Annotated in this window: 16 protein-coding genes; 6 read left to right on the top strand and 10 right to left on the bottom strand. The window is 50.1% G+C overall.

Annotated elements, in window-relative coordinates:
* The first annotated feature begins 14 nt into the window (after window positions 1-14).
* Together rpoC and JIN82_RS04125 are read left to right on the top strand one after the other, a co-directional pair.
* Window positions 15-4,175 (top strand): DNA-directed RNA polymerase subunit beta', encoded by a 4,161-nt coding sequence (gene rpoC / locus JIN82_RS04130; RefSeq protein WP_200310378.1) that lies wholly within the window; start codon window positions 15-17, stop codon window positions 4,173-4,175.
* Window positions 4,176-4,340: 165 nt separating this feature from the next.
* Window positions 4,341-4,808: a hypothetical protein gene (locus JIN82_RS04125; RefSeq protein ID WP_234041762.1), complete on the top strand. Its 468-nt coding sequence runs from the start codon at window positions 4,341-4,343 to the stop codon at window positions 4,806-4,808.
* A 73-nt stretch (window positions 4,809-4,881) separates the two neighbouring features.
* Here JIN82_RS04125 and JIN82_RS04120 read toward each other — a convergent pair whose 3' ends face one another.
* From JIN82_RS04120 to JIN82_RS04105, 4 genes are all read right to left on the bottom strand, one after another.
* Complete coding sequence (locus JIN82_RS04120) at window positions 4,882-5,253, bottom strand: hypothetical protein (RefSeq protein ID WP_200310376.1); 372 nt, start codon at window positions 5,251-5,253, stop codon at window positions 4,882-4,884.
* 10 nt (window positions 5,254-5,263) lie between these two features.
* Entirely contained in the window at window positions 5,264-5,521 is a 258-nt protein-coding gene (locus tag JIN82_RS04115) for a hypothetical protein (RefSeq protein ID WP_200310375.1), read from the bottom strand.
* A gap of 219 nt (window positions 5,522-5,740) precedes the next feature.
* Window positions 5,741-8,182, bottom strand: coding sequence for a glycosyl hydrolase 115 family protein (locus JIN82_RS04110; protein WP_200310374.1), 2,442 nt, complete (start codon window positions 8,180-8,182; stop codon window positions 5,741-5,743).
* 529 nt (window positions 8,183-8,711) lie between these two features.
* Entirely contained in the window at window positions 8,712-10,040 is a 1,329-nt protein-coding gene (locus tag JIN82_RS04105) for an ammonium transporter (protein WP_200310373.1), read from the bottom strand.
* Between the two features lie 276 nt (window positions 10,041-10,316).
* Between JIN82_RS04105 and JIN82_RS04100 the strand changes: the two genes are divergently transcribed.
* A complete protein-coding gene (locus JIN82_RS04100; RefSeq protein ID WP_200310372.1) occupies window positions 10,317-11,027 on the top strand; it encodes a YebC/PmpR family DNA-binding transcriptional regulator in 711 nt (236 codons plus the stop codon).
* 505 nt (window positions 11,028-11,532) lie between these two features.
* Here JIN82_RS04100 and JIN82_RS04095 read toward each other — a convergent pair.
* Both JIN82_RS04095 and JIN82_RS04090 read right to left on the bottom strand, forming a co-directional pair.
* Window positions 11,533-11,796, bottom strand: coding sequence for a hypothetical protein (locus JIN82_RS04095; protein WP_200310371.1), 264 nt, complete (start codon window positions 11,794-11,796; stop codon window positions 11,533-11,535).
* A gap of 439 nt (window positions 11,797-12,235) precedes the next feature.
* Complete coding sequence (locus JIN82_RS04090) at window positions 12,236-12,475, bottom strand: hypothetical protein (protein ID WP_200310370.1); 240 nt, start codon at window positions 12,473-12,475, stop codon at window positions 12,236-12,238.
* A gap of 265 nt (window positions 12,476-12,740) precedes the next feature.
* Here JIN82_RS04090 and JIN82_RS04085 point away from each other — a divergent pair, with 265 nt between their 5' ends.
* The 3 genes from JIN82_RS04085 to JIN82_RS04075 are packed head-to-tail and all read left to right on the top strand — an operon-like array spanning window position 12,741 to window position 16,579.
* The gene (locus JIN82_RS04085) at window positions 12,741-13,976 is read left to right on the top strand and encodes a hypothetical protein (protein ID WP_200310369.1); all 1,236 of its coding nucleotides are present in this window, start codon (window positions 12,741-12,743) and stop codon (window positions 13,974-13,976) included.
* 18 nt (window positions 13,977-13,994) lie between these two features.
* Window positions 13,995-15,326: a hypothetical protein gene (locus JIN82_RS04080; protein ID WP_200310368.1), complete on the top strand. Its 1,332-nt coding sequence runs from the start codon at window positions 13,995-13,997 to the stop codon at window positions 15,324-15,326.
* Window positions 15,327-15,358: 32 nt separating this feature from the next.
* Complete coding sequence (locus tag JIN82_RS04075) at window positions 15,359-16,579, top strand: HupE/UreJ family protein (RefSeq protein WP_200310367.1); 1,221 nt, start codon at window positions 15,359-15,361, stop codon at window positions 16,577-16,579.
* 22 nt (window positions 16,580-16,601) lie between these two features.
* Here the strand turns inward: JIN82_RS04075 and JIN82_RS04070 are convergent, their stop codons facing one another.
* The 4 genes from JIN82_RS04070 to JIN82_RS04055 all read right to left on the bottom strand — a co-directional run bounded on the left by JIN82_RS04070 (window position 16,602) and on the right by JIN82_RS04055 (window position 21,035).
* A complete protein-coding gene (locus JIN82_RS04070; RefSeq protein ID WP_200310366.1) occupies window positions 16,602-17,414 on the bottom strand; it encodes a formylglycine-generating enzyme family protein in 813 nt (270 codons plus the stop codon).
* 3 nt (window positions 17,415-17,417) lie between these two features.
* Entirely contained in the window at window positions 17,418-17,828 is a 411-nt protein-coding gene (locus tag JIN82_RS04065) for a hypothetical protein (protein WP_200310365.1), read from the bottom strand.
* Window positions 17,829-17,835: 7 nt separating this feature from the next.
* Window positions 17,836-19,665 (bottom strand): ABC transporter ATP-binding protein, encoded by a 1,830-nt coding sequence (locus JIN82_RS04060; protein ID WP_200310364.1) that lies wholly within the window; start codon window positions 19,663-19,665, stop codon window positions 17,836-17,838.
* Between the two features lie 98 nt (window positions 19,666-19,763).
* Window positions 19,764-21,035, bottom strand: a complete 1,272-nt coding sequence (locus JIN82_RS04055) for a DCC1-like thiol-disulfide oxidoreductase family protein (RefSeq protein WP_200310363.1) — start codon at window positions 21,033-21,035, stop codon at window positions 19,764-19,766.
* Window positions 21,036-21,042: the final 7 nt, after the last annotated feature.

Genomic DNA, 21,042 nt, shown 5'->3' with positions numbered 1-21,042 from the left:
CCTACTAATTTATAATGAGTGTAGAAAACAATCTTCGTGAACTCTTCGGCGTAGACACACGCCCAGATAAGTTCGATCACGTCGCAATCACTGTGGCGAATCCTGATACAATCCGTTCATGGAGTAGCGGTGAGGTGCAAAACCCTGAGACCATCAACTACCGTACTTTCAAACCTGAAAAGGGCGGTCTCTTCTGTGAGCGTATCTTCGGTCCTACTCGTGACTGGGAGTGTTCATGTGGTAAATACAAGCGTGTTAAGCACAAAGGTGTTGTCTGTGACCGCTGTGGCGTTGAAGTGACTCTGTCTCGCGTTCGTCGTGAGCGCATGGGCCACATCGAGCTCGCTGTGCCAGTATCACACATCTGGTTCTACAAGTGTATGCCATCACGCATCGGCTTGATCCTCGACCTCGCTGCTCGTCAGCTTGAGCGTATCATTTACTACGAAGATTACGTAGTGACTGAACCTGGCCACACTGGCCTGGAGCTCGGCCAGCTGCTTAGCGAAACTGACCTGATCGAAGCGGAAGACGCCTACGGTGAAACTGCATTCCGTGCAGTGATGGGTGCTGAAGCTCTGCAAGAGCTTCTCTCACAAGTACGTCTGCAGGAACTCTGCGTCGAGCTTGAGGAAGAGATGAAAAATACTCGTTCTAAGCAGACTAAGAAGAAGCTCGCCAAGCGTATCAAGCTGGCTCGCGGTTTCCACGAGTCTAATACCCGTCCTGAGTGGATGGTAATGAACGTACTTCCAGTAATTCCACCGGACCTTCGTCCGCTGGTTCCTCTGGAAGGTGGCCGCTTTGCTACTTCTGACCTTAACGACCTCTACCGTCGTGTGATCAACCGTAACAACCGTCTCAAGAACCTTCTTAAGCTGAAGACTCCTGAGGTGATTATCCGTAACGAGAAGCGCATGCTGCAGGAAGCTGTGGATGCTCTGTTTGATAACGGTCGTCACGGTCGTGCAGTGACAGGTGCTGGCAACCGCGCCCTCAAGTCACTCTCAGACATGCTCAAGGGTAAAGGTGGACGATTCCGTCAGAACCTTCTTGGTAAGCGAGTCGACTACTCAGGTCGTTCTGTGATTGTTGTTGGACCAAACCTTAAGCTTGGTCAGTGTGGTCTTCCTAAGAAGATGGCACTCAGCTTGTTTGAGCCATTTATCATCCGCCGTCTCAAAGAGCTTGGCTACTGCCACACTGTGCGTTCAGCTAAGAAGATGATCGACCGCAAGACTCCTGAAGTTTGGGATATTCTTGAGGAAGTGACTAAGGGACACCCAGTGATGCTTAACCGCGCACCGACCCTGCACAGACTTTCTATCCAGGCATTCGAGCCAGTATTGATTGAGGGTTCTGCTATCCGTGTGCACCCACTCGTATGTACAGCTTACAACGCTGACTTCGATGGTGACCAAATGGCGGTTCACGTGCCTCTCTCAGTAGAAGCACAAATGGAAGCGCGCCAGCTCATGCTTGCGCCAAACAACTTGTTCTCACCTGCATCTGGTAAGCCAATTATTGCTCCATCACAGGATATTATTCTTGGTACTTACTACCTTACCTATGCTCGCCAGCTGACAGCTGTTGAGAAGGAAGAGCAGAAGAACGAGCACCTTCCATTGTTCGAAAATACCACAGAGGTAGAATACGCTATTGCTTCCCGCAAGGTGGGCTACCACGACTGGATCCGTCTGCGTAACCCAGACTTCAACCGCGACACCGTATTTGGTGACAAAGAATCAGCCATCCTCGAGACGACTCCTGGCCGCGTGCGATTCAACGAAATCTGGCCAGCAGGTCTTGGTTTCATGAACCACAACGTTGGTAAGAAGCAGATCGGTGACATCATCTGGCGCTGTTACCAGGTTGCTGGTAAGAAGGCGACTGTTCTGGTTGTTGATGACATGAAGAGCCTCGGTTTCAAGGAAGCGACTCGCTCAGGTATTTCCATTGGTATCGTCGACATGGTGATTCCAGAAGAAAAGCCAGCTGAGATTGCTAAGGCCTACGCTGAGATTGAAAAAGTCACTAAGCAGTACCGTAACGGTGTGATCACCGATAACGAGCGCTACCAGCAGGTGGTTGATATTTGGACTCACTGTTCAGATAACATTGCCGATGCTCTTTACCGTAAGCTCGAGCACAACAAGGGTGATGAGATGGTGAACCCACTCTACCTCATGGTTGACTCTGGTGCTCGTGGTAACAAGCAGCAGATTAAGCAGCTCTCCGGTATGCGTGGTCTGATGGCCAAGCCATCTGGTGACATTATCGAACGCCCAATTACTTCAAACTTCCGTGAAGGTCTGTCAGTACTTGAGTACTTCACATCTACTCACGGAGCTCGTAAGGGTCTCGCTGATACCGCGCTTAAGACCGCTGACTCAGGTTACATGACTCGTAAGCTGGTTGACGTTTCTCAAGACGTTATCGTTACTGAGCACGACTGTGGTACCGTAAATGGCATCACCGTTACTCCAATCATCGAGAACGACGAAGAAGCCGCATCTCTCTCCATGCGTCTCTACGGCCGCGTTTCAGCTGAAAAAGTTGTCGACGCAGTCACAGGTGAGACCATCGTTGAAGCGAATGGCCTGATGGGTGAAATCGAAGCAGCTCGCATCGAAGACATCGGATACACTCAGCTTAAGATCCGCTCAGCTCTCACCTGTGAGACTGGACGTGGTTGCTGTCAGAAGTGTTACGGCCTCAACCTTGCCACAGGTAAGGTAGCCAAGATTGGTGAAGCAGTTGGTATTATTGCAGCACAGTCAATTGGTGAGCCGGGAACCCAGCTGACCATGCGTACATTCCACGTTGGTGGTGTTGCATCCTCATCATTCAAGCAGCCGCTTATCAAAGCTAAGAACGGTGGTACAGTAGTCTACAAAGAAGTACGCGACGTTAAAGACGTGGACGGCAACTCTGTAGCGCTGAACAAGAATGGTTCTGTAATCATCCGCGACAAAGATGGTCTTGAGCTCGAGAGCTACAACCTAGTACTCGGTTCTGTGATCTCTGTAGGTGATGGTGAAAAAGTGAAGAAGGGTCAGACCTTCGTAACTTGGGATCCGTACAACGTACCAATTCTTGCCGCTAAAGATGGTATCGTGGAATTCCGCGACATGATCACAGGCATTACCGTTCAGACTGAGAAAGATCAGCAGACTGGCCAGGAAGGCATGGTTATTACTGAACACAAAGAAGACCTGCACCCGCAGATCGTCATTGTGGACAAAGATACCAAGGACATCCTCGCTAGCTACTCAATCCCAGTTGGCGCTCACCTTTCTGTAGCAGAAGGTGACGGAGTAGCCGCTGGTTCACAGCTCGCTCGTACGCCACGTAAGGCGTCTAAGACTGGTGATATTACTGGTGGTCTTCCGCGTATTGCTGAGCTCTTCGAAGCTCGCCGTCCGAAAGATGCTTGTACCATTGCTAAGATCGACGGTGAAATCAGCTTCGGTGCTAACGTTCGTGGTAAGAAGAAAGTTATCGTTACTAACCCTGAGAGTGGTGAGCACGCTGACCACCTCATCCCAATGGGCAAACACGTTATCGTTTCTGAAGGTGACTACCTCAAAGCTGGTGACCAGATCACTGAAGGGCCAGTGGCTCCTGAAGATCTGCTCGAAGCCTGTGGCTCTCAGGTTCTCCAAGAACACCTCAACAACGAAGTGCAGCGCGTTTACCGTCTGCAGGGTGTTGAGATTAACGACAAGCACATCGAAGTGGTTATCCGCCAGATGCTGCGTAAAGTCAAAATCACCGAGCCTGGTGATACTGAGTTCCTTTGGGGTGACCAGATCGACAAAACGACATTCAAGAAAGCCAACGACGAAGTACTCGCCCAAGGTGGTGCTTGTGCTGAAGGTGAGCCAGTTCTTCTCGGCATCACTAAAGCGTCACTTGAGACTGAATCATTCATCTCAGCGGCTTCCTTCCAGGACACCACACGTGTTCTTACCGATGCCTCAACACTTGGCCGCGTAGATTACCTCCGTGGATTCAAGGAGAACGTCATCATGGGTCACCTGATCCCAGCTGGTACCGGCTTCCATTCACACCGTGATTTCGAAATCGAAATGACTGTGGAAGAGCCAGAGCCAGTCGTTGTAGAAACTGAAGACGCAGAAGGTAAAGGCGGCGACGAAACCGCTAGCGCCTAAGCATCCAGCTAACTCAATATTTCAAGCGCCCGTTGCTCACGCAGCGGGCGCTTTTTGTTTCTAGCTAGCTGGATTTTTTGCGCAGCTCATAAACCTCCGAGAAAGTGAACGTTTTGATAGCCTTGATGCTTGCTGTCTAGCAACTTCTCTGGTTAGGTTTTGGTGATGAAAAAATGCACCTCATGTTCCAGTGAAATCGATGATCAGGCAAAGAAGTGTCAGCACTGTACGGCTGACCAGGGCAAGAAGTACCGTCTAGTGGGGGTCATCGCCCCATTCTTACCAATGCTCATCATGCTTTGGATATTTAGAGGAATATTTTGGGGAGGAGTTGAGTTTGTTGATCATCAAGAATCAATTTCTAGCGAACTCACCAGCCAGCGAGAAAATGATGGTAAGCAGGTTTTTATTTATCAAATAAACAACCAGACAAAATACAAGTGGGAGGACCTAGTCTACACCTTAAAGGTTTATGACGACAAGGATGAGCTATTGGACGTATACAACGGCAAGGAATATAGCTGGGCCGTGCAGCCGAATTCTACGGGTTTAATTTCTATCAAACCCAGCGATCTAGCTGTGGGCGCGCGCTATGAATTTGAAATTACCGACCTTAGGACCAGCCTATATTAGATTTTGATCAAGGATGGCAGTGCGTGGTGGTGAAGTATTTTAGTTAGTCTGCTAGCTGGAAATTCCCAGCTAGCTATTGGTGAGCTGTAGATTGCTGAGCCGAGCGGTTGTCACGCGCATACGCGGCGGTATGCTGGTTCAGCAGCCAGCCGTAGACGGCTAGGATGATGCAGAAAATAAATGTAGCCCAACGACCACGCTTATTTTTAGCTAGAGCTAGGTCAAGAGTTGCTAGCAAGAGGAACAGCACGGCACAGATTTTGATGCCTGCCGGGAATGCAAACGGGCCATTGCCTGTTGATTGCCAGAGCTCGATGAATTCTGCTTTTGTAGACGTATAGGAGTAACACTCAAAGATCCTAACGATCCCGCCAAAAACGATGGCACAGCAGAGCAATGGGCGCATCACAATGAGCCCTTGGTTTTTGTCTCTTGCTGGATTCATGCGTAGCTAGTTATTGCGGAAAAACGCTGGCGAGAATGGCTTCGGCCTCGGGGAGGTTGTCTTTGTGGATAAAGATGAGGTTTTTTGATCCATCTGGAAATCGTCCTAGCTGAAATTCCACTCCACGGCTAGGTGTCATGAGTAAGGATTCATCGATGCCGATTTCAAAGGCGATGGCCTGCGCTTCTAACTTGCTGATGATGGACTTTGTATCTCTTGGCTCAAAGGCGCCTAGGCTGATGATCTCGTCTGGCATTTCTGTGTTCATGTTAGCTGTTTGTGTAGTGATTGTTGGGGGCGTGGTAACTACCGACGATAGACTAACAGTATCACGCTGTCAGGTATAATAGAGCGGGGAAATTATAGTAGTGAGAACGCCTGTTTGTTAGCGGCGGCTATTTACGGGCAAAAGAAAGACCGCTGTGCAGGCTGCTTAGGCAGCGCGGCACAACGGTCTCGATGATACTTTGGATCTAGCTAGAAGCGATTAGTAGATCACAATCTTGGAGATAGCCAAACCTGGATCTAGCAGGCCAAGCTGAAGGTTGAGGTAACCATCTTCTTTCAGCTCATACTTAGCATCGGCAGCTGAGAATCCACGCAGGACGTTTTTGTACCATGCGTCGGACTTAGCTGGCGAGTTGATGTCGAGGAACTGGCTGTCTTCGTCATTGATTTTAAGAGCCATGGTGAGGTTACGACCTTCGTGGATGGCGTGAGTTGGCACACAAACGAGCTCGATGCGATATTTGCCCTTTGGCAGTTTGATTTTGCATGAAGCTGTAGGCGCTTTGGCGGCATCGGCTTGCTGGTAACTTTCGCTGACAAATTCTTTGCGTGTAAGACTTGCGCCATCGACACCCAGACCAGGGATGATGTGCATCTCTTTGCTGTCAAACTGCAAGTCTGATACGGCAATGGTCTTGATAGGTTTATCGGTCAGCAGATATTTCTCCACTGATTTTTTATCCATCTTTTTGGGTGCCTTGAACACTGGGCGGTTACGTGGAATCATGCTCATCATACGGTCCCATTTGCCGTTGGAGATCTCTTTGTTGTAGACTTCGGTATAGGCAATGATTTCCTTGTAGGCTGCCATAGCTTTGTCGTCTTCGCCCATTCTGGTGTACAACTGCTTCTCGTTCATTTTCCATGATCCAAGCACTGGGTAGAGGATCAGCTGGTAATAAGCATCCTGCAGGTGAGCTGGAATCTTTGCTTTCAGTGCGCTAGCTTTTTCGGCGACTTCTTTGTACTCCGCGAGGCGAGTATTCATTTCTTCGCTAGAAAATGGAACTGAGTCCATGTGCTCTGGCTTAGCGGCGATTGCGAGTTTGTAGTAGACATCTTTGATGTCGGCAATCTCCTCGGCATATTCTTTGCCGAAGGTGCGTGCCGCCCACTGCTTAGCGTATTCATGAGACTTCTCTGGCGGCCAGGCATTGACGTCCCAGGCCAGATCCATGGCAAATTCAGTTTCCAGCTCAGCTGGTTTGATATCACCAACATTCATCACCCACAAGCGATCTGCGCCGTAGGCGTAGGCTTTGCTGAGTTCGTATGAAATAAGTGGTGGCGCGATAGTGCTCAGCCAGAGGTAATCCTTTGGCACACCCCAGTAGGAGAGGTGATAGTAAACGCCGCTGCCGCCAGAACGTTTTTGTTCTTCAGGAGTAGAAAGGTTGCGGATGTAGCCGTGGTTGTCATCAGCCCAAACGAGGGTGACGTCATCGGGAATCTCTGCACCAGATTGGTACAGCTTAAGCACTTCTTTGTACGGGCAGAAAATCTGCGGGATTTCAGCAGGGTCTTTGCCTAAATGTTTGGCAAACATTTCGCGCTGATCTTTGATGACCTCATTGAGTAGCTTCACCTGACCTTCAGTGGTTTTAGGTCCAGGCATGCCGCCGTCATGCACGCCGCGCATACCGATGGTGTAAACCGCATCAACATTGGCTGACTCTTTTACACGGTCTTCCCAGTAGCGGTGAATTTCTTCTTTGTTGGTATCGTAGCGCCACGGTCCTGGCTTCTTTTCATACTCGTTTTTGAAGTTCTTTTTCCACTCATCCACGTTGTTGCGCAGCATTGGCTCACAGTGGCTAGATCCGAGCACGATGTTGTATTGCTCAGCTACTTTTACGTTTTCAGGGTAATAGAAAAACGCCTTGGTGCATGGGTGCATGGCTGGCCAGATGTAGTTGGCCTTGAGTCTGAGCATCAGCTCGAAGATTTGAGCATAGGTCTTTGGGCCGATATCCTTGACGTCGGTATCTATGTTTTTAGCTGCCCATGGTTTCAGCGCCCAGTCTTCGTCGTTGAGGAAGATGCCGCGGAATTTCACAGAAGGAGGACCCATGACGACATCATCAAGCGCGATTTGCAGTTCGTCTTGTTTGGCTGGATTTACATCAGCCCACCATACCCATGGTGATACACCCAAGCGCTTGGAGAGCTCAAACACACCAAAGGCGGTGCCGCGTGAGTCACTACCTGCGATGACTAGTGCTTTGTCGATGCCAGCTGCTGGGCTGTCTACGGTCTGAATGAGAAAGCTTTCCCATTTGCCGGCGATGCCATCTTTAGAAATCTTACCGGACTTAACGAGCTGGTCGATGGCTACTGAGTTCCCCAGCGTACCAACGATGATGGCAGTTTTAGAATCTGACTTCAGCTTGTTGGTAACAATCGGCTTTGTGCCAGTGATGAGTTCAATATCCTTGGCTAAGGCATTTGCGCTGATCTCGATGACGTCAGCTGCCTTTTGGTCAAAAATAATGGGAACACTTTTGTTGCTCTGAACAATCTGGAAGTTTGCTTGAGTGCCAGCTGGATTAGCCTCTTGGCCGCTGGCATGCGGAGTCAAGGGCAGGTTGGTTAGAACGATACCCAGAAGAACGGGTAATGAGAATGAATTAAGTTTGGCCATGATTTTCCGTGGTGATATTTTTGTTTTCTTTTGTTAACGTAAAAATACAACTTCATTTTGCAGCAAATTATCATTTTTAATCGTGAGTCTAGCTGGTTTTAGTTTTTTTTGTTTGGTCTGCTTAGGGTGCGCAATATCCGGTTTTTTATATCATGCCTCAGTTGTTCGCCCTGTATATTTTTGTAGTTGATTGACCTTTGTTTGAATGGGTTAATTTGTTTTATTTTAGAGGGTTGGGGGTGTTTTTGATGGGTGTTTTCAGCCGTTTTTCTTGGCGTGTTGCCTAGCTGGTTCTAACGATTTCAAAGGGGTTGGTTAAGTCGTCTTTTTGTCGTCAACTAAACCGATTATTTATTTCACGAATAAAAGTTTTTGAATTGGTGTATATTGCGACAGATGTCGTTGTATAACCCGCCCGTGGAGCATCCATTGCTATTGGCTGGTTTTTAGGCACAAAAAAACTGCCCCGCGGTCAGATGACCACGAGGCAGTTGTTTTTTTGTAAGGGGAGATTAGCTACGGATACAAATTAGTCGCTGTAGGAAGTCTCACCGTGTTCGGCGTAGTCGAGACCTTCGATCTCAGTTTTGTCGTCGACACGCAGTCCGCCGCAGCAAACTTTGGCGATCACGAGGCCGATGATAGTGGCTACACCAGACCAAGCGATGGTGATGAGAACAGACGCTGTCTGCGCCCAAACCTGTGCGCCCATGCTCTCGAGATTGCCGCCAGATCCGCCGAATTCCTCGAAGCAGAAAACACCGGCGAAGATCGCACCAACGATGGCACCTGCACCGTGAACACCAAAGACGTCCAGTGAGTCATCGTATTTGAAGATGTGCTTGAGACGAGTGGCAAAGAAGAAGCAGACCACACCGGAGATGAGGCCAAGGCCCATAGCGCCCATTGGTCCAACGTCTCCAGCTGCAGGAGTGATAGCAACGAGGCCAGCTACTGCACCAGTGGCGACACCAACCGCAGTTGGCTTGCCGTCAACGATCCATTCAACGATCATCCAAGTCACAACGGCTGTAGCAGTGGCAACGTGGGTCACCAGCATCGCCATCGCGGCTGAACCGTCAGCTGCCAGCGCACTGCCGGCATTAAATCCAAACCAGCCAACCCAGAGGAGGCCAGCACCAGTAAGTACCATTGGCACGCTGTGCGGGTGCATTGGAGAAGTACCAAAACCTTTACGCTTGCCGATGAATAAACAGGCAACGAGACCAGCTACGGCGGCGTTGATGTGAACCACAGTTCCGCCGGCGAAGTCGATAGCGCCCATAGCGTGGAACCAGCCACCACCCCAGGCCATGTGCCAGACTGGGATGTAGGAAATGATGAACCAAATGGTAGAGAAGATAAGCACAGCGCTGAATTTCATGCGCTCGGCAAAGGCACCCACGATGAGTGCAGGGGTGATGATGGCAAAGGTCATCTGGAACATCACAAAGAGTGATTCAGGGATTGTGCCTGACATCGAGTCTACGGTGATGCCCTTGAGGAAAAGTTTGTCGGCATTACCAATGAAGCCGTTGAGGAACTCGCTGCCGCTTGATGTAGAGGCAAATGAATATCCAAAGGCGACCCAGAGTAGTGACATGATTGCGGTGATGGCAAAACATTGCACCAAGATACTAAGAACGTTTTTCGAGCGAACCAGACCACCGTAGAACAGGGCCAGACCAGGTAGAGTCATCATTAAGACCAGCGCAGAGGCGACGATGATCCACGCTGTATCAGCGCCATTAAGGGCCGTTGTTGCTGCATCAGCGGCTGCTTCTTCAGCCATGGCTGGTAGGGCCAGGAGGGAGGAAACCGCTAGACTCAGCCAGCCAGTTTTGTTCTTGGATGTCATAATAATTTATGTGTTGTAGTGTTATTAGTGATGTCACAGGATGACACGAACGGGTCTAGCCAGTCGTTCGTTCCTCTGCAATTTTAGAATGGGCGAACCATGAATAATTTTCATGCAGCAACCTGCGTGCCATAAATAGCGATTTTTAGAAATGTTTTTTGAGTCGGTGAAACATGAGATGTTTTATTAATGTCCGCTCTTGAGTGCTGGCTAGATTCCCACTACCTTCTCAGTCCCGCTGCATTTGGCGGGGACAATTTTTACAACTAGACGAAAATGGGCAGAGCATTTGAATACCGGAAAGCATCGAAACTGAAGCGTTGGGGCATGATGTCTAATCTTTATCCTAAGCTAGGAAAAGTGATCACCATGGCAGCTAAAGAGGGGGGCTCAGACCCTGAGTCTAATACTCGTCTGCGCACCGCGATCATGAATGCCAAGGCTCAGAACATGCCTAAGGATAACATTGAGAAAGCGATCAAGCGCGCGACAGCTAAAGATGCCGCAAACTTCGCTGAGGTGAACTACGAAGCCAAGGGCCCACACGGTGTGCTGCTGTGGATCGAGTGCGCTACAGATAACAATACACGTACTTTTGCCAATGTGCGCATGGTGATTAACAAATCTGGCGGCCAGCTGCAGCAGAGCGGCGCGTTTGATTTCATGTTCTCACGCAAGGCTGTGATTGAATTTGACCTCAAGGACGACATGGACCTAGAGGAAATCGAGCTCGAGCTGATCGACGCTGGCCTCGAAGAGCTGGAGGAAGAAGAAGGCGTGGTGCTAGTGGTAGGTGAGTACACAAGCTTCAACAACCTGTGCAAAACACTGGAAGACATGAAGGTGGAGATCAAAGAAGCCAAGCTGGAGCGCATTGCCAATACTCCAGCTGAGTTTACCGACGAACAGCGCGAGGAAATCGACGAGTTCATCGGCAAAGTAGAAGAAGATGAAGACGTGCAAACGGTCTTCACTAATATGGCCTAATTCACCGGCTGATTTGCTAATCTCTAGCAAATGATTTTTTCATTGGCCCTTTTCGCTCTGCGCGAAAAGGGCCAAATTTTTGTTCTGCGGGTGGATTTATCAGCCAATGGCTGATGGGAAAATGGTCATGACCTCATAGGGACGCAGCGGCTAGCTGGCTGGAAAGGCTGGCTGGAAAGGCTGGCTGGAAAGGCTGGCTGGAAAGGCTGGCTGGAAAGGCTGGCTGGAAAGGCTGGCTGGAAAGGCTGGCTGGAAAGGCTGGCTGGAAAGGCTGGCTGGAAAGGCTGGCTGGAAAGGCTGGCTGGAAAGGCTGGCTGGAAAATCGGCGGTCAGGCTTCGGCAAGATGAAGCAATTTGATAAGTGCGCGGGGGGCTGAAAAAATCAGCGGGAAAACTTGTTTCTAATAGGGGAGCTAGCTGGCAGTGATTGACAGACGGGGGCGTGCCTAGGGGACTCGTCAATAAGGACAACTTTAGTTGTGTGTCGTTTAGCGGAGGGGATTGTTTATGCCGCGGTGATCGCTACAGCGTCAATTTGCTGAGCTTCTTGTTTTTGGAATAAAGACCATTTCCAGTTCATGCTTAATGGGTGGATCCATTGTTCGCTGCGGTCACCGCGCTCTGAAAATGGTTTGATTAGCAACCATGATCCGCTGGCTCTTAGGATGTTGAAGACCATTTGTTCGTCGGAATCGAGGCTGCTGCCAAAAAATTGTGTCTGTGGGTTTAGGTTCTCAGCGAGAACGGGAGGTAGTTGTGGATTGTTCATGATTTTTAAACGATTGTTTCCGTGTTCATTTACCTAAACGCGTTTATTTTAAGCGTGTTACACAAAATTTGTTTTAATTGTGAACAAAGGCTAAATCATATGTGCCAGCTTACTTATTCCAGCGGAAAAATAGCCAGCCAGCGGGAGAAACTGGGCAATATGAAAAATTAACTAGATCACTAAGCTATGAGCGAATGGCTTAGCTAAAGGGCAGCCAAAACGGCTGGGTGAAATAAAAAAAAGGGTCATTTCATCTAGTACCTAGTCTAGCTGCAAGGAGTTATTGCGCTGGGGGATACGATGAGGGGGTATTGGGGGCCATCCGCTATGAATGGGCGCAGCGTCCACTTATTAGCCGGCGGCACTAGATGAAATGGTATAGTTGCCAGCCTAGTGATTTTCTAGAAATCGACTCAGCTGGCAGTGGTGAAAAGAAATTTTAGGCGGCGTGCTGCACCTCTTTGTACAGGTTCCAGGCCCAGTCCATGCTATTTGGGTGGATCCATTGTTCGCCTTGGTCAGCGCTGAATGCCGTTGGCTTTACGAGTAACCATGAGCCACTTGCTCTGGTGATTTTGAAAACTAGCATCTCTCTGCCATTGAGCTCGCGGCCTACAAATGTGGCGTCGGTGTCGAGGTTATCGGAAATAATGAGAGGTAGTTTTGATGGGGTAGACATATATGGAGTTAGTTTTTGTTGATTACATAAGCCCAGACGCAGTCAGCATCAGCACGTTACCAAGTAGTGAAGTGTCAAACGATTGTCGTTGATAGAGCGCTGGGGTTTCATTTTGCTAACTTAGAATGACTTAGGTGTGTTTCAGACATCTGGTTGATTCACGGACGATTTTCTGTAATCGGTTCGGCTAAAATCATCAGCGTTAGGTGAAATTGCATTCACAGTTTGCTTGTCGGCTAGCTGGCTTGTTGTTAGCTTTTGCACAATGAAGCCATTGATAATGATTTTGAGCAGCCTTGCCATCTTGCTGCCAGCCAGCGGGCGTGAATGGACGGACGCCGAGACCGGGCGCAAAGTTGAGGCAGAGTATGTTTCTAGCGATGGTGAGCAGGTCAAGATCCAGCGGCAGAGCGATGGCAAATCATTCAGCCTATCATTGGCAAAACTCAGCGAGGCTGATCGTAGCTACGTCAGCCAGCGCATGGCGGATAAAACAGAAAACGAGCTAGACCCCGGCAGCGACAGCGATGTCGACACGTCTTCTAGCCGGCGTAGCCGCGAAGCTGACGCCACGAAGTTTACCAGCTACACCGCCGACTGGCCGTCACAGGTGAAAGTAGCCGCCCAAGTAGATGTGCAAGTTGTCTCCGAAGATGACACAGAGAAAAAATACGTCTACCGCAGCGCGCATTACGAATACATCTGCGACGTGCAGCTCAGCCAGAGCGTCGTGGGCAGCTTTGCTCGCTTGTTTGAGGCCACCTATGAGTATGTCAAATTGCTGCCATTAGGCATGCGCAAACCACATCTCGAAGGTGAGCATTTCAAGATTTTGTTATTTGAACATCACGGCACCTACGTTTCTAACGGCGCTCCGCCAGAATCTGCAGGTGTTTATATGTCACGTGGAGATTTGATCATGGTGCCACTTACCAGCTTAGGCGTGAAAAAAGTAGGCAGCCGCTACATGCGCGACCGCGACCACTCCAACAAAACCCTGCCGCATGAAATTGCCCATCAGCTCACGGATAGAAAATACTACTCCGAAGGTGCGCGAGGATGGTTTACCGAGGGTCTAGCTGAATATGTCGGCGTCACCCCATTCCGCTCGGGCATTTATTCTACCAAACAACAGATCAGCGCGGTGAAAGACTACGTCACCGCCTATGGCAGAGATAAAAATGGTGGCCGTGCGCTGGGTGATGAAATCCGCATGGCTGCCGTGCAAGATTTCATGCTCATGCCCTACTCGAGCTTCACCGCCGACGCCAACCGCAACTACGGCTGTGGATTGCTGCTGACCTACTACTTTTTCCACATGGATGGTGATGGCGAGCGCGTCGCCTTAAATCATTTTCTCAAGGCGCTGCAGGATGGCAAAAAAGGTCAGGAAGCCATTGACGCTCTGCTCATGGGACGCACCTACGAGCAGCTCCAGGAGCAAATTGCCAAGGCCTGGAAGTCACGTGGCGTGAAGATTCACTTTGACGGCGCGCGCTAGCTAAGGCAGATAAATAGTGTGCGAAGTAAAAAAACACTTAATCGAATCACCCAAGTCTGCTTGCTGATCGCCGCTTTTGCCTGCTCGGCTAGTGCGCGTGAGTGGCGTGACGTCAAAGCCGGCACCTCTATGGAAGCCGAATACGTGCGCCAGCAGGGAAATAAAGTGGTTCTCAAACGCACCAGTGACGGCAAACTTTTTGCCGTCGAGTTTAGCCGACTATCACTCGGCGACCAGGCATACGTCATGGGCATGGGGAGCAGTAAACCCACCGCCTCAAGCAGTTCTAGCCAGAAAAAAACCACGGCTCCTGCAGCGAAAAATCAGCCCTCACCAGATGCGCTAGCTGGCATGTCGAAGAAAGTATCTAACGATCACCGATACTACCGCGCAGATTTCAGCTCGCCGTGGCCCACAGAAGCATACGCGAGCCCGCGGCAAACGATCCAAGTGATCAAGGAAGATAGTAAAAACGACTTCTACGTCTACCGCAGCCCACACTTTGAATTCCAGTGCGACGCCAAGCTCGGTAGCTCAGCCATGTCAAAGCTGGCTAGAATCTTCGAAGCCACATACGACTACGTTAATAAAATGCCGCTAGGCATGCTCAAGGCTCACACGCGCGGCGGCTATTTCAAGGTGTTGTTAGTTGAGTCTAACCATTCATTCATGCAGCTAGGTGGCCGCTCAGGTGTTGGTGGATTTTATGATCCAGAAAAAGACCACGTTGTTGTGCCTATCCATAACCTTGGGGTGAGAAAGTTAGGTGGCAGCTATCGCGTCGACCACGAAAAAACGAACTACATCCTCATGCACGAGCTCACCCACCAGCTCACTGAGCCAGTTTATTTTGCGCAAGGTTCGCGTGGCTGGTTTTCCGAAGGCATCGCCGAGTACGTGGCTGGCACCCGCTACGAGAGCGGCAAATTCCACCTCAATACATCGCATCAGAAAAACCTCATGCGCTACATTACCTTAGGTGGCCGGCACGCCAATGTGGGCTCACAGTATGACCAACATCTAGTGAAGGAAGTACACATGCCTAACTTAGAGTGGTTCATGACCATGTCCTACGGCCAGTTCTCAGGCCAAAATGCTAGAGCTAACTACGCCTTTGGATTGTTATTAACCAACTACTTCATCCACCTTGATAGAGGCGGCACACGCGAATCTCTAAACTCATTCCTCAAAGGATTGCACGAGGGGAAAACTGGCCAAACTGCTATCGACGAGCTCTTGTTGGGGCGTAGTTTCGACCAGCTGGAAAAAGAGATTGCCCAAGCGTACAGGCGCAGCGGATTAGTTGTGAAATTTTACGAACCGCAAAAGCTTAGCACCCAGTTTAGATAGCGATTGTTAGTGGGGGCAAGCGACTACATGGCATGCTTTCAGCTTGTCTATCAGCGAAGCTGTCGTATAACGCGCACGTGAATTTCTCATTGCGCATTTTTTTCATTTGGTGGCTCACCCTTCTTGGCCTGAGCGCACATCTTGTTGAGCAAATCTACGTCGACTTTACCCACGACGGCAAAAGCTGGCGCGCTGAGGTGCTCTATGATGTTGGTTATGCCACCGAAGCTCAGCGACTCGATGTCGACGCACCACAACCAACACGCGAATGGTTAGCCGAACAAAGCCCAGAAAAATGGGCCGAGCTGCGCGAAGGGGCTGAGAAATACCTGCGTGAATGCATCGAATGGCAAGTTCATCAGGGAGATAAAGTGACCAAGTTAGATTGGACCGCCAGCTACCCAGATTTTGATTTTGATCCGCCTAATTTCCCCGAGTTGCTAGGTGGATACGCCTACTTCAGAATTTTAGTAGATGGGGAACTGCCAACGGGAACTTTAGTGATGAAAATCAACGAGGGCAAACATCCCAAATACCTCGTTGCCATGCACGATATTCACGGTGAAATCGAAGCCTACGAATATATCAAACCCGGTGGGTCGTTAGAGCTGATGCGGGTTGTGAGCAAGCCCGCTACTGCGGCAAAAGGTGAAGATGGCCAGCCAGCTGAAGAGACTGAAGTGGTAGAGTCAATTGTGCCTAGCAAAACCAGCTCGTTTGTTAGCTTTGTGATTTTAGGTTTTGAGCACGTCCTGCCAGAGGGGCTTGACCACGTTCTGTTCATCCTCGCCATGGTGCTGCTCTCGCTCACTTGGCGCCCGCTGCTCACTCAGAGCTTGATGTTTACCCTAGCTCATTCCGTCACCCTAGCTCTATCAGTGCTCGGTTTCATCAACCTACCTGGATCTATCATCGAACCATTGATTGCCCTGAGCATTGCCTTTGTGGCCGTTGAGAATTTCTGGCTGAAGAAGTTATCAAAATTCCGCCTCGGCGTGATCTTCACCTTCGGGCTCATTCACGGTGCCGGCTTTGCTGGTGCTCTCGGCGAGAAGCTCGGCTCTGGTGGTAATATCATTATGCCTTTGTTAGCCGCAAACATCGGTGTTGAATTGGCTCAAGTATTCATCATCTTTGCCGTATTGTTAGCCATCGGCTGGTTCAGAAAATTCGATTGGTTCCACTACCTGCGCGACGGCCTATCAGCCAGCATCGCCCTCATTGGTCTTTATTGGTTCATCGACCGCATCTAGCTAGCTGAGTTTTCCTAACTATTTATTCTTGACCAGCCTTGCTCAGGCACAGCCTCACGCCCATTGAGCTGAATCCTTGGTCCTGTGGGTCGTGGAAGCGGCGTGATGGGCGGGTATTTTGCCATTTGCCAAACCAGCTGCCACCGCGGCAAACTCGACGGTCACCGCTGGCGGGGCCAGCTGGATCAATAACCGGTTCAGCTGGATACTCGGCGTACCAGTCCAAACACCACTCGGAGACATTGCCGTGCATGTCGAATAAACCATGCAAGTTAGGTTTTTTGCTGGCTACCGGATGGACTTGTTTTTTGCTCGTGGTACGAAACCACGCCAGCTCGGCAAGTATTTCTAGCGAGAAGTTAGGCGTGCCGGATTTGGCGGCGTACTCCCACTGAGCTTCTGTTGGTAGAGTGAATTGATAGCCAGCTGGAAGTTGCGCAGCCGCCAGCTGGTTAAGTTTTTTGCACAGCTCTTGGCATTCGTCCCAGCTGATCAAATACATCGGGTGCTGGTCGCCGGTGCCTCGCAGTGGCCAGCGTTTGTTATATTTCTCAAACTGCTGCTGCGGCGTGGTTCCCATCAGCTTGAACCACTGGCTCTGTGTCAGCTCATGAGTAGCTAGATAATAATCCGCGCTGATAGTCACGCGATGAGCTAGCTCGTCTGGTTGGCGCTCAAGCTCGTCGAGCTGGCTGCCCATTTCAAATGTAGCCGCGGGGATTTTTTGAAAACTCAGCTGCACAGCTGCTTGATCTAGCTGGATAAGCAAGGGATTCTCAGCTGCACTTAGTCCAGCTGATAGAATGAGAGAAAGAAGTAATGTGGGAGACTTCATCTCTCAATCTTTAACCTCATCGAGCCGCTCTAGCAAGCTGTTGATTTTCGCTTGTAACGAGCATGCTGCAAGGAAGCTGATAAATATAGCTATAACAAAGGTGCAGAATATTGGAAGAAGCTCTAGGATGAACTTGCCAGAGGCCTGAGCTATTGTTAGGCCAGCTTTGAGTTCAGCAGCCTCTTTCTCGGAAAGTGGCCGTGATTTGGCCAAATCTACCATCTCTAGCTGAGCTTCATATCGTGTTGATTCATCTGAGAGCAATTGATCGGCCTGTTTCAAAGGAGGTAGGAAGATGATACAGAATGTCGCAATGCCTAAGAGAGGTAATAGAAGTGATATGTAATAAGCTGATTTACCATGCTTGCGCATGCACTTATCACTGTAGCCAGGAATTCTATCAATCAATCTCATGGATAAGCTATACCTCAGCTGGCTGGCTATCGGCAAGCGTGCTCGTGCTTTCTAGCTGAGTTTCTACCAGAATGCGATAGGCGCCATCTCTGAGCATCAACTCGTCGTGAGTGCCGCTTTCCACAATGTGGCCATTCTGCAGTACAAGGATACGGTCGGCGTCGCGCACAGTGCTCAGTCGGTGAGCAATGATCAGTGAGGTACGACCGTGCATCAGGTGGCTGAGCGCTTCTTGTACCAGCTTCTCGCTAGCCGTATCCAGCGCGCTGGTTGCTTCATCTAGCAGGAGGATTTTAGGATTGGCTAGAATCGCTCTAGCGATAGCAATGCGCTGGCGCTGACCGCCAGAGAGCTTGATGCCACGTGGGCCCACGGTGGTTTCATAAGCTTCAGGGAAATTGGCAATGAACTCGTGCGCGTTAGCTTGTTTGGCAGCGGTGATGATTTCCTCTTTGCTAGCGCCGGGGCGCCCGTAGCCAATGTTCTCAAGGATGGAGCCGCCAAATAATAGTACTTCCTGTGGCACCAAACCCATAGAGCTACGAGTGTCCGCTAGTGAGAGGTCTTTGAAGCTTTTGCCGTCGAAGAAAATGTCACCTTGCTGCGCCTGATAGAATCCTAAGAGCAATGAAAAGACAGTCGATTTACCAGCGCCACTAGGCCCAACCAGAGCAATGCGCTCACCTGGCTTGGCAATGAATGAAACATCATTGAGCACTCGAACATCGGCGCGTGACGGGTAGTGGAAGCCAACATTGCGCAGCTCCACTTCGCCGCTATCTAGCAGCTGTGGTCTTCCTGAGCTAGGCTCTTCTTCCAAGGTTTCACCAAGGATTTCTTGAATGCGCTCGGTGGCACCAGCGGTTTTTTGTAGCTGGCTGATGATCTCAGGAAACGAGCTCAGAGACGCGCCTACGAAGATGGAGAAGAGCACAAACATGGCAAAGTTTTCACCTGAAATTTCTCCTCTAGCAAGCATGTGAGCGCCTACCCAAGCTACACCGGCGATGGTGCCTAGCAGGACAAAAATGATAAAGCTGATGAATGAGGCACGAGCTTTTGCGCCACGCAGGGTGACATCTAGCACCTTGCTTAGTGTGCTGCGGTAGCGATCTTCTTCGTAGTCTTCGTTAGTGAATGCTTTGACGTCTGAGATGCCCTGAATGCTTTCTTCCACGACGATGTTACTATCAGCTAGAGTGTCTTGGGCATCGCGTGAGAATTTGCGGATTTTGCGGCCAAAGATAGCGACCATGAGGATGACCACGGGCATGGTGGTGATCATGATGGTAGCCAGTTTAGGTGAGGCGATGAAGATGAAAACAATGCCGCCAATTAGAGTGACTGAGGTGCGTGCGCACTGTGGCACAGTGGTGAGTAGGGTATCGCGCAAGACTCCAAGGTCTGCGGCGTAGCGGCTACTAACTTCACCGGGACGTTTTTCCAAAAAGTACGGCATGGGCAGGCGAACCATGTGGCCAAATAGCGCCTGACGGATGTCGTTGAGCGCGCTTTCGCTGACTTTGATAAAACCTCTAACTCGCCAGTAGGAGATGAACGCCTGCAGTGCTAGTGTGCCCAAAAGCATGATGACAACGCGGTCGATGTTGCTAGCAATTTTCTCCGCATCGATATTACCGCTGCGAGCTGCGTCCATAGGATCACCTACCAGTTGGGTAAGAAAATACGGAAATGCCAGCGCGAGCCCAGCTGTAAGAAACAAGGCGATACATGACGGAATGAAGATCATCTTGTATTTACCCAAGTAACTATAAAGCCCAAAGGCTTGTTTTAGATTGAGTTTGCGCTTCTTCCGCTCTGGTTTGTGCTCAGGCATGTGGTGTATATGGCGCAGCTTTTGGCAAAATCCAATGACTTTTTAGCGATGTATGCGTGAGATTTGTGATTTTCCCCGTTTAATCGCGTCAGCTGGAATCACGGCAAGTAGCGGTCGCTGGCGGATCGGTCTAATGAACACGCCTGGTTTCTACCAAATCGATAGCGCTGGCGGGCAATGGCTCGGTAGACGGCGCTGAGCCAGCTGGCTGGTAGGTAGTGCAGCAGCCAGACTAAGGAGGGCAAACTGCCAACTAGATAGAGTGAGCGCAGCACGGCGAGATGGCCAGACCAAGTGCGGGCGGAGGTGTCATCACCATTCAGCTGGGCATTTTCTATCAATATGGCGGCGCCGCTGGCATGGTTGTTAGCATCAACTAGCTGCCGTTGCTCATCATTGAGTAACTGGCTAGCAGTTTCTCCCTGTAGTGGGGCAAAGTGAAGGACTGCTTGCCTGTCTAACTTTGTGAGGAATTTCCCACTGCCTTGGCAGAATAGGCATTCGCCATCAATGAAGAGTATGTGGCGTGCGTCACCAACTGGCTTGCGAGCGGGCAGCCAAGATGTCTGAAATGTGAATAGGTGAAGCAATAACATGCCGCAGCTAAGGTCGGCGAAGTCGATAACAAACACAATGCCAATGTGCATTAGCGTCATTGTTAGCCAAATCCATGGACGTGATTTTTTACTTAAACAAAGCGGTAGGAATAAGATCTCAGCTGCTAGGGTGAGCCATGTGGCTAGTTTTAGAATTTCAGCAGGTAGTGATAGAAGAAGCGAGCGCAGAGTATTAGGGCGAGCGAGTGGGTTTTCTAAGACTTGGGCGAGCGCGTCGCCGCTAAGCCAGCTCGGGCTGGAGAGTTTCAGCCAGCCAGAAAAACTGTAACCGATAGCCATCATCGCCCAAGCTACCCATGGTACCATCGCTGGCATGTACCAGCTGGATTTCGCCGACGGGGTGATTTTTTCGCCAGCTGGAATGCATAAAGTTAGAGCTAATAATAAGCCGATGTACCCGAGGCTTGGGTTGGCAATGAATGGATTGGCGGTGAATAGACACGACCAGATGAATATGAGGATGACCGCGCTGAGTTTGCGATGCCATCCACAGCTAAGTTTTACCGCTGCTAGAGCGGCAATGATAATCAGCGAGCTGGCTGCTGCAGGTGATCGCCAGCAAAATAGTGGGTTAGGCCAGCTAGCTGAGAATGGGTTTAATGTGAGGTCTGATAGAATCCCGCTGTCGCTGAAAAGTTCGGCTGCATAGGGAACGAGAGCGAGAAAATGAATGATGAGGTAAACGCCGAGGAGGATGCGAAAGGTGGTGAATTGGCGTTCGCTGTAGCGAGCTTTTTGGGTGAGTACGGACATGGCGGCT

The organism is Persicirhabdus sediminis, from assembly GCF_016595495.1.
Taxonomy (GTDB): Bacteria; Verrucomicrobiota; Verrucomicrobiia; order Verrucomicrobiales; family Akkermansiaceae; genus Persicirhabdus; species Persicirhabdus sediminis.
This window is presented reverse-complemented; position numbering and strand designations above follow the sequence as displayed.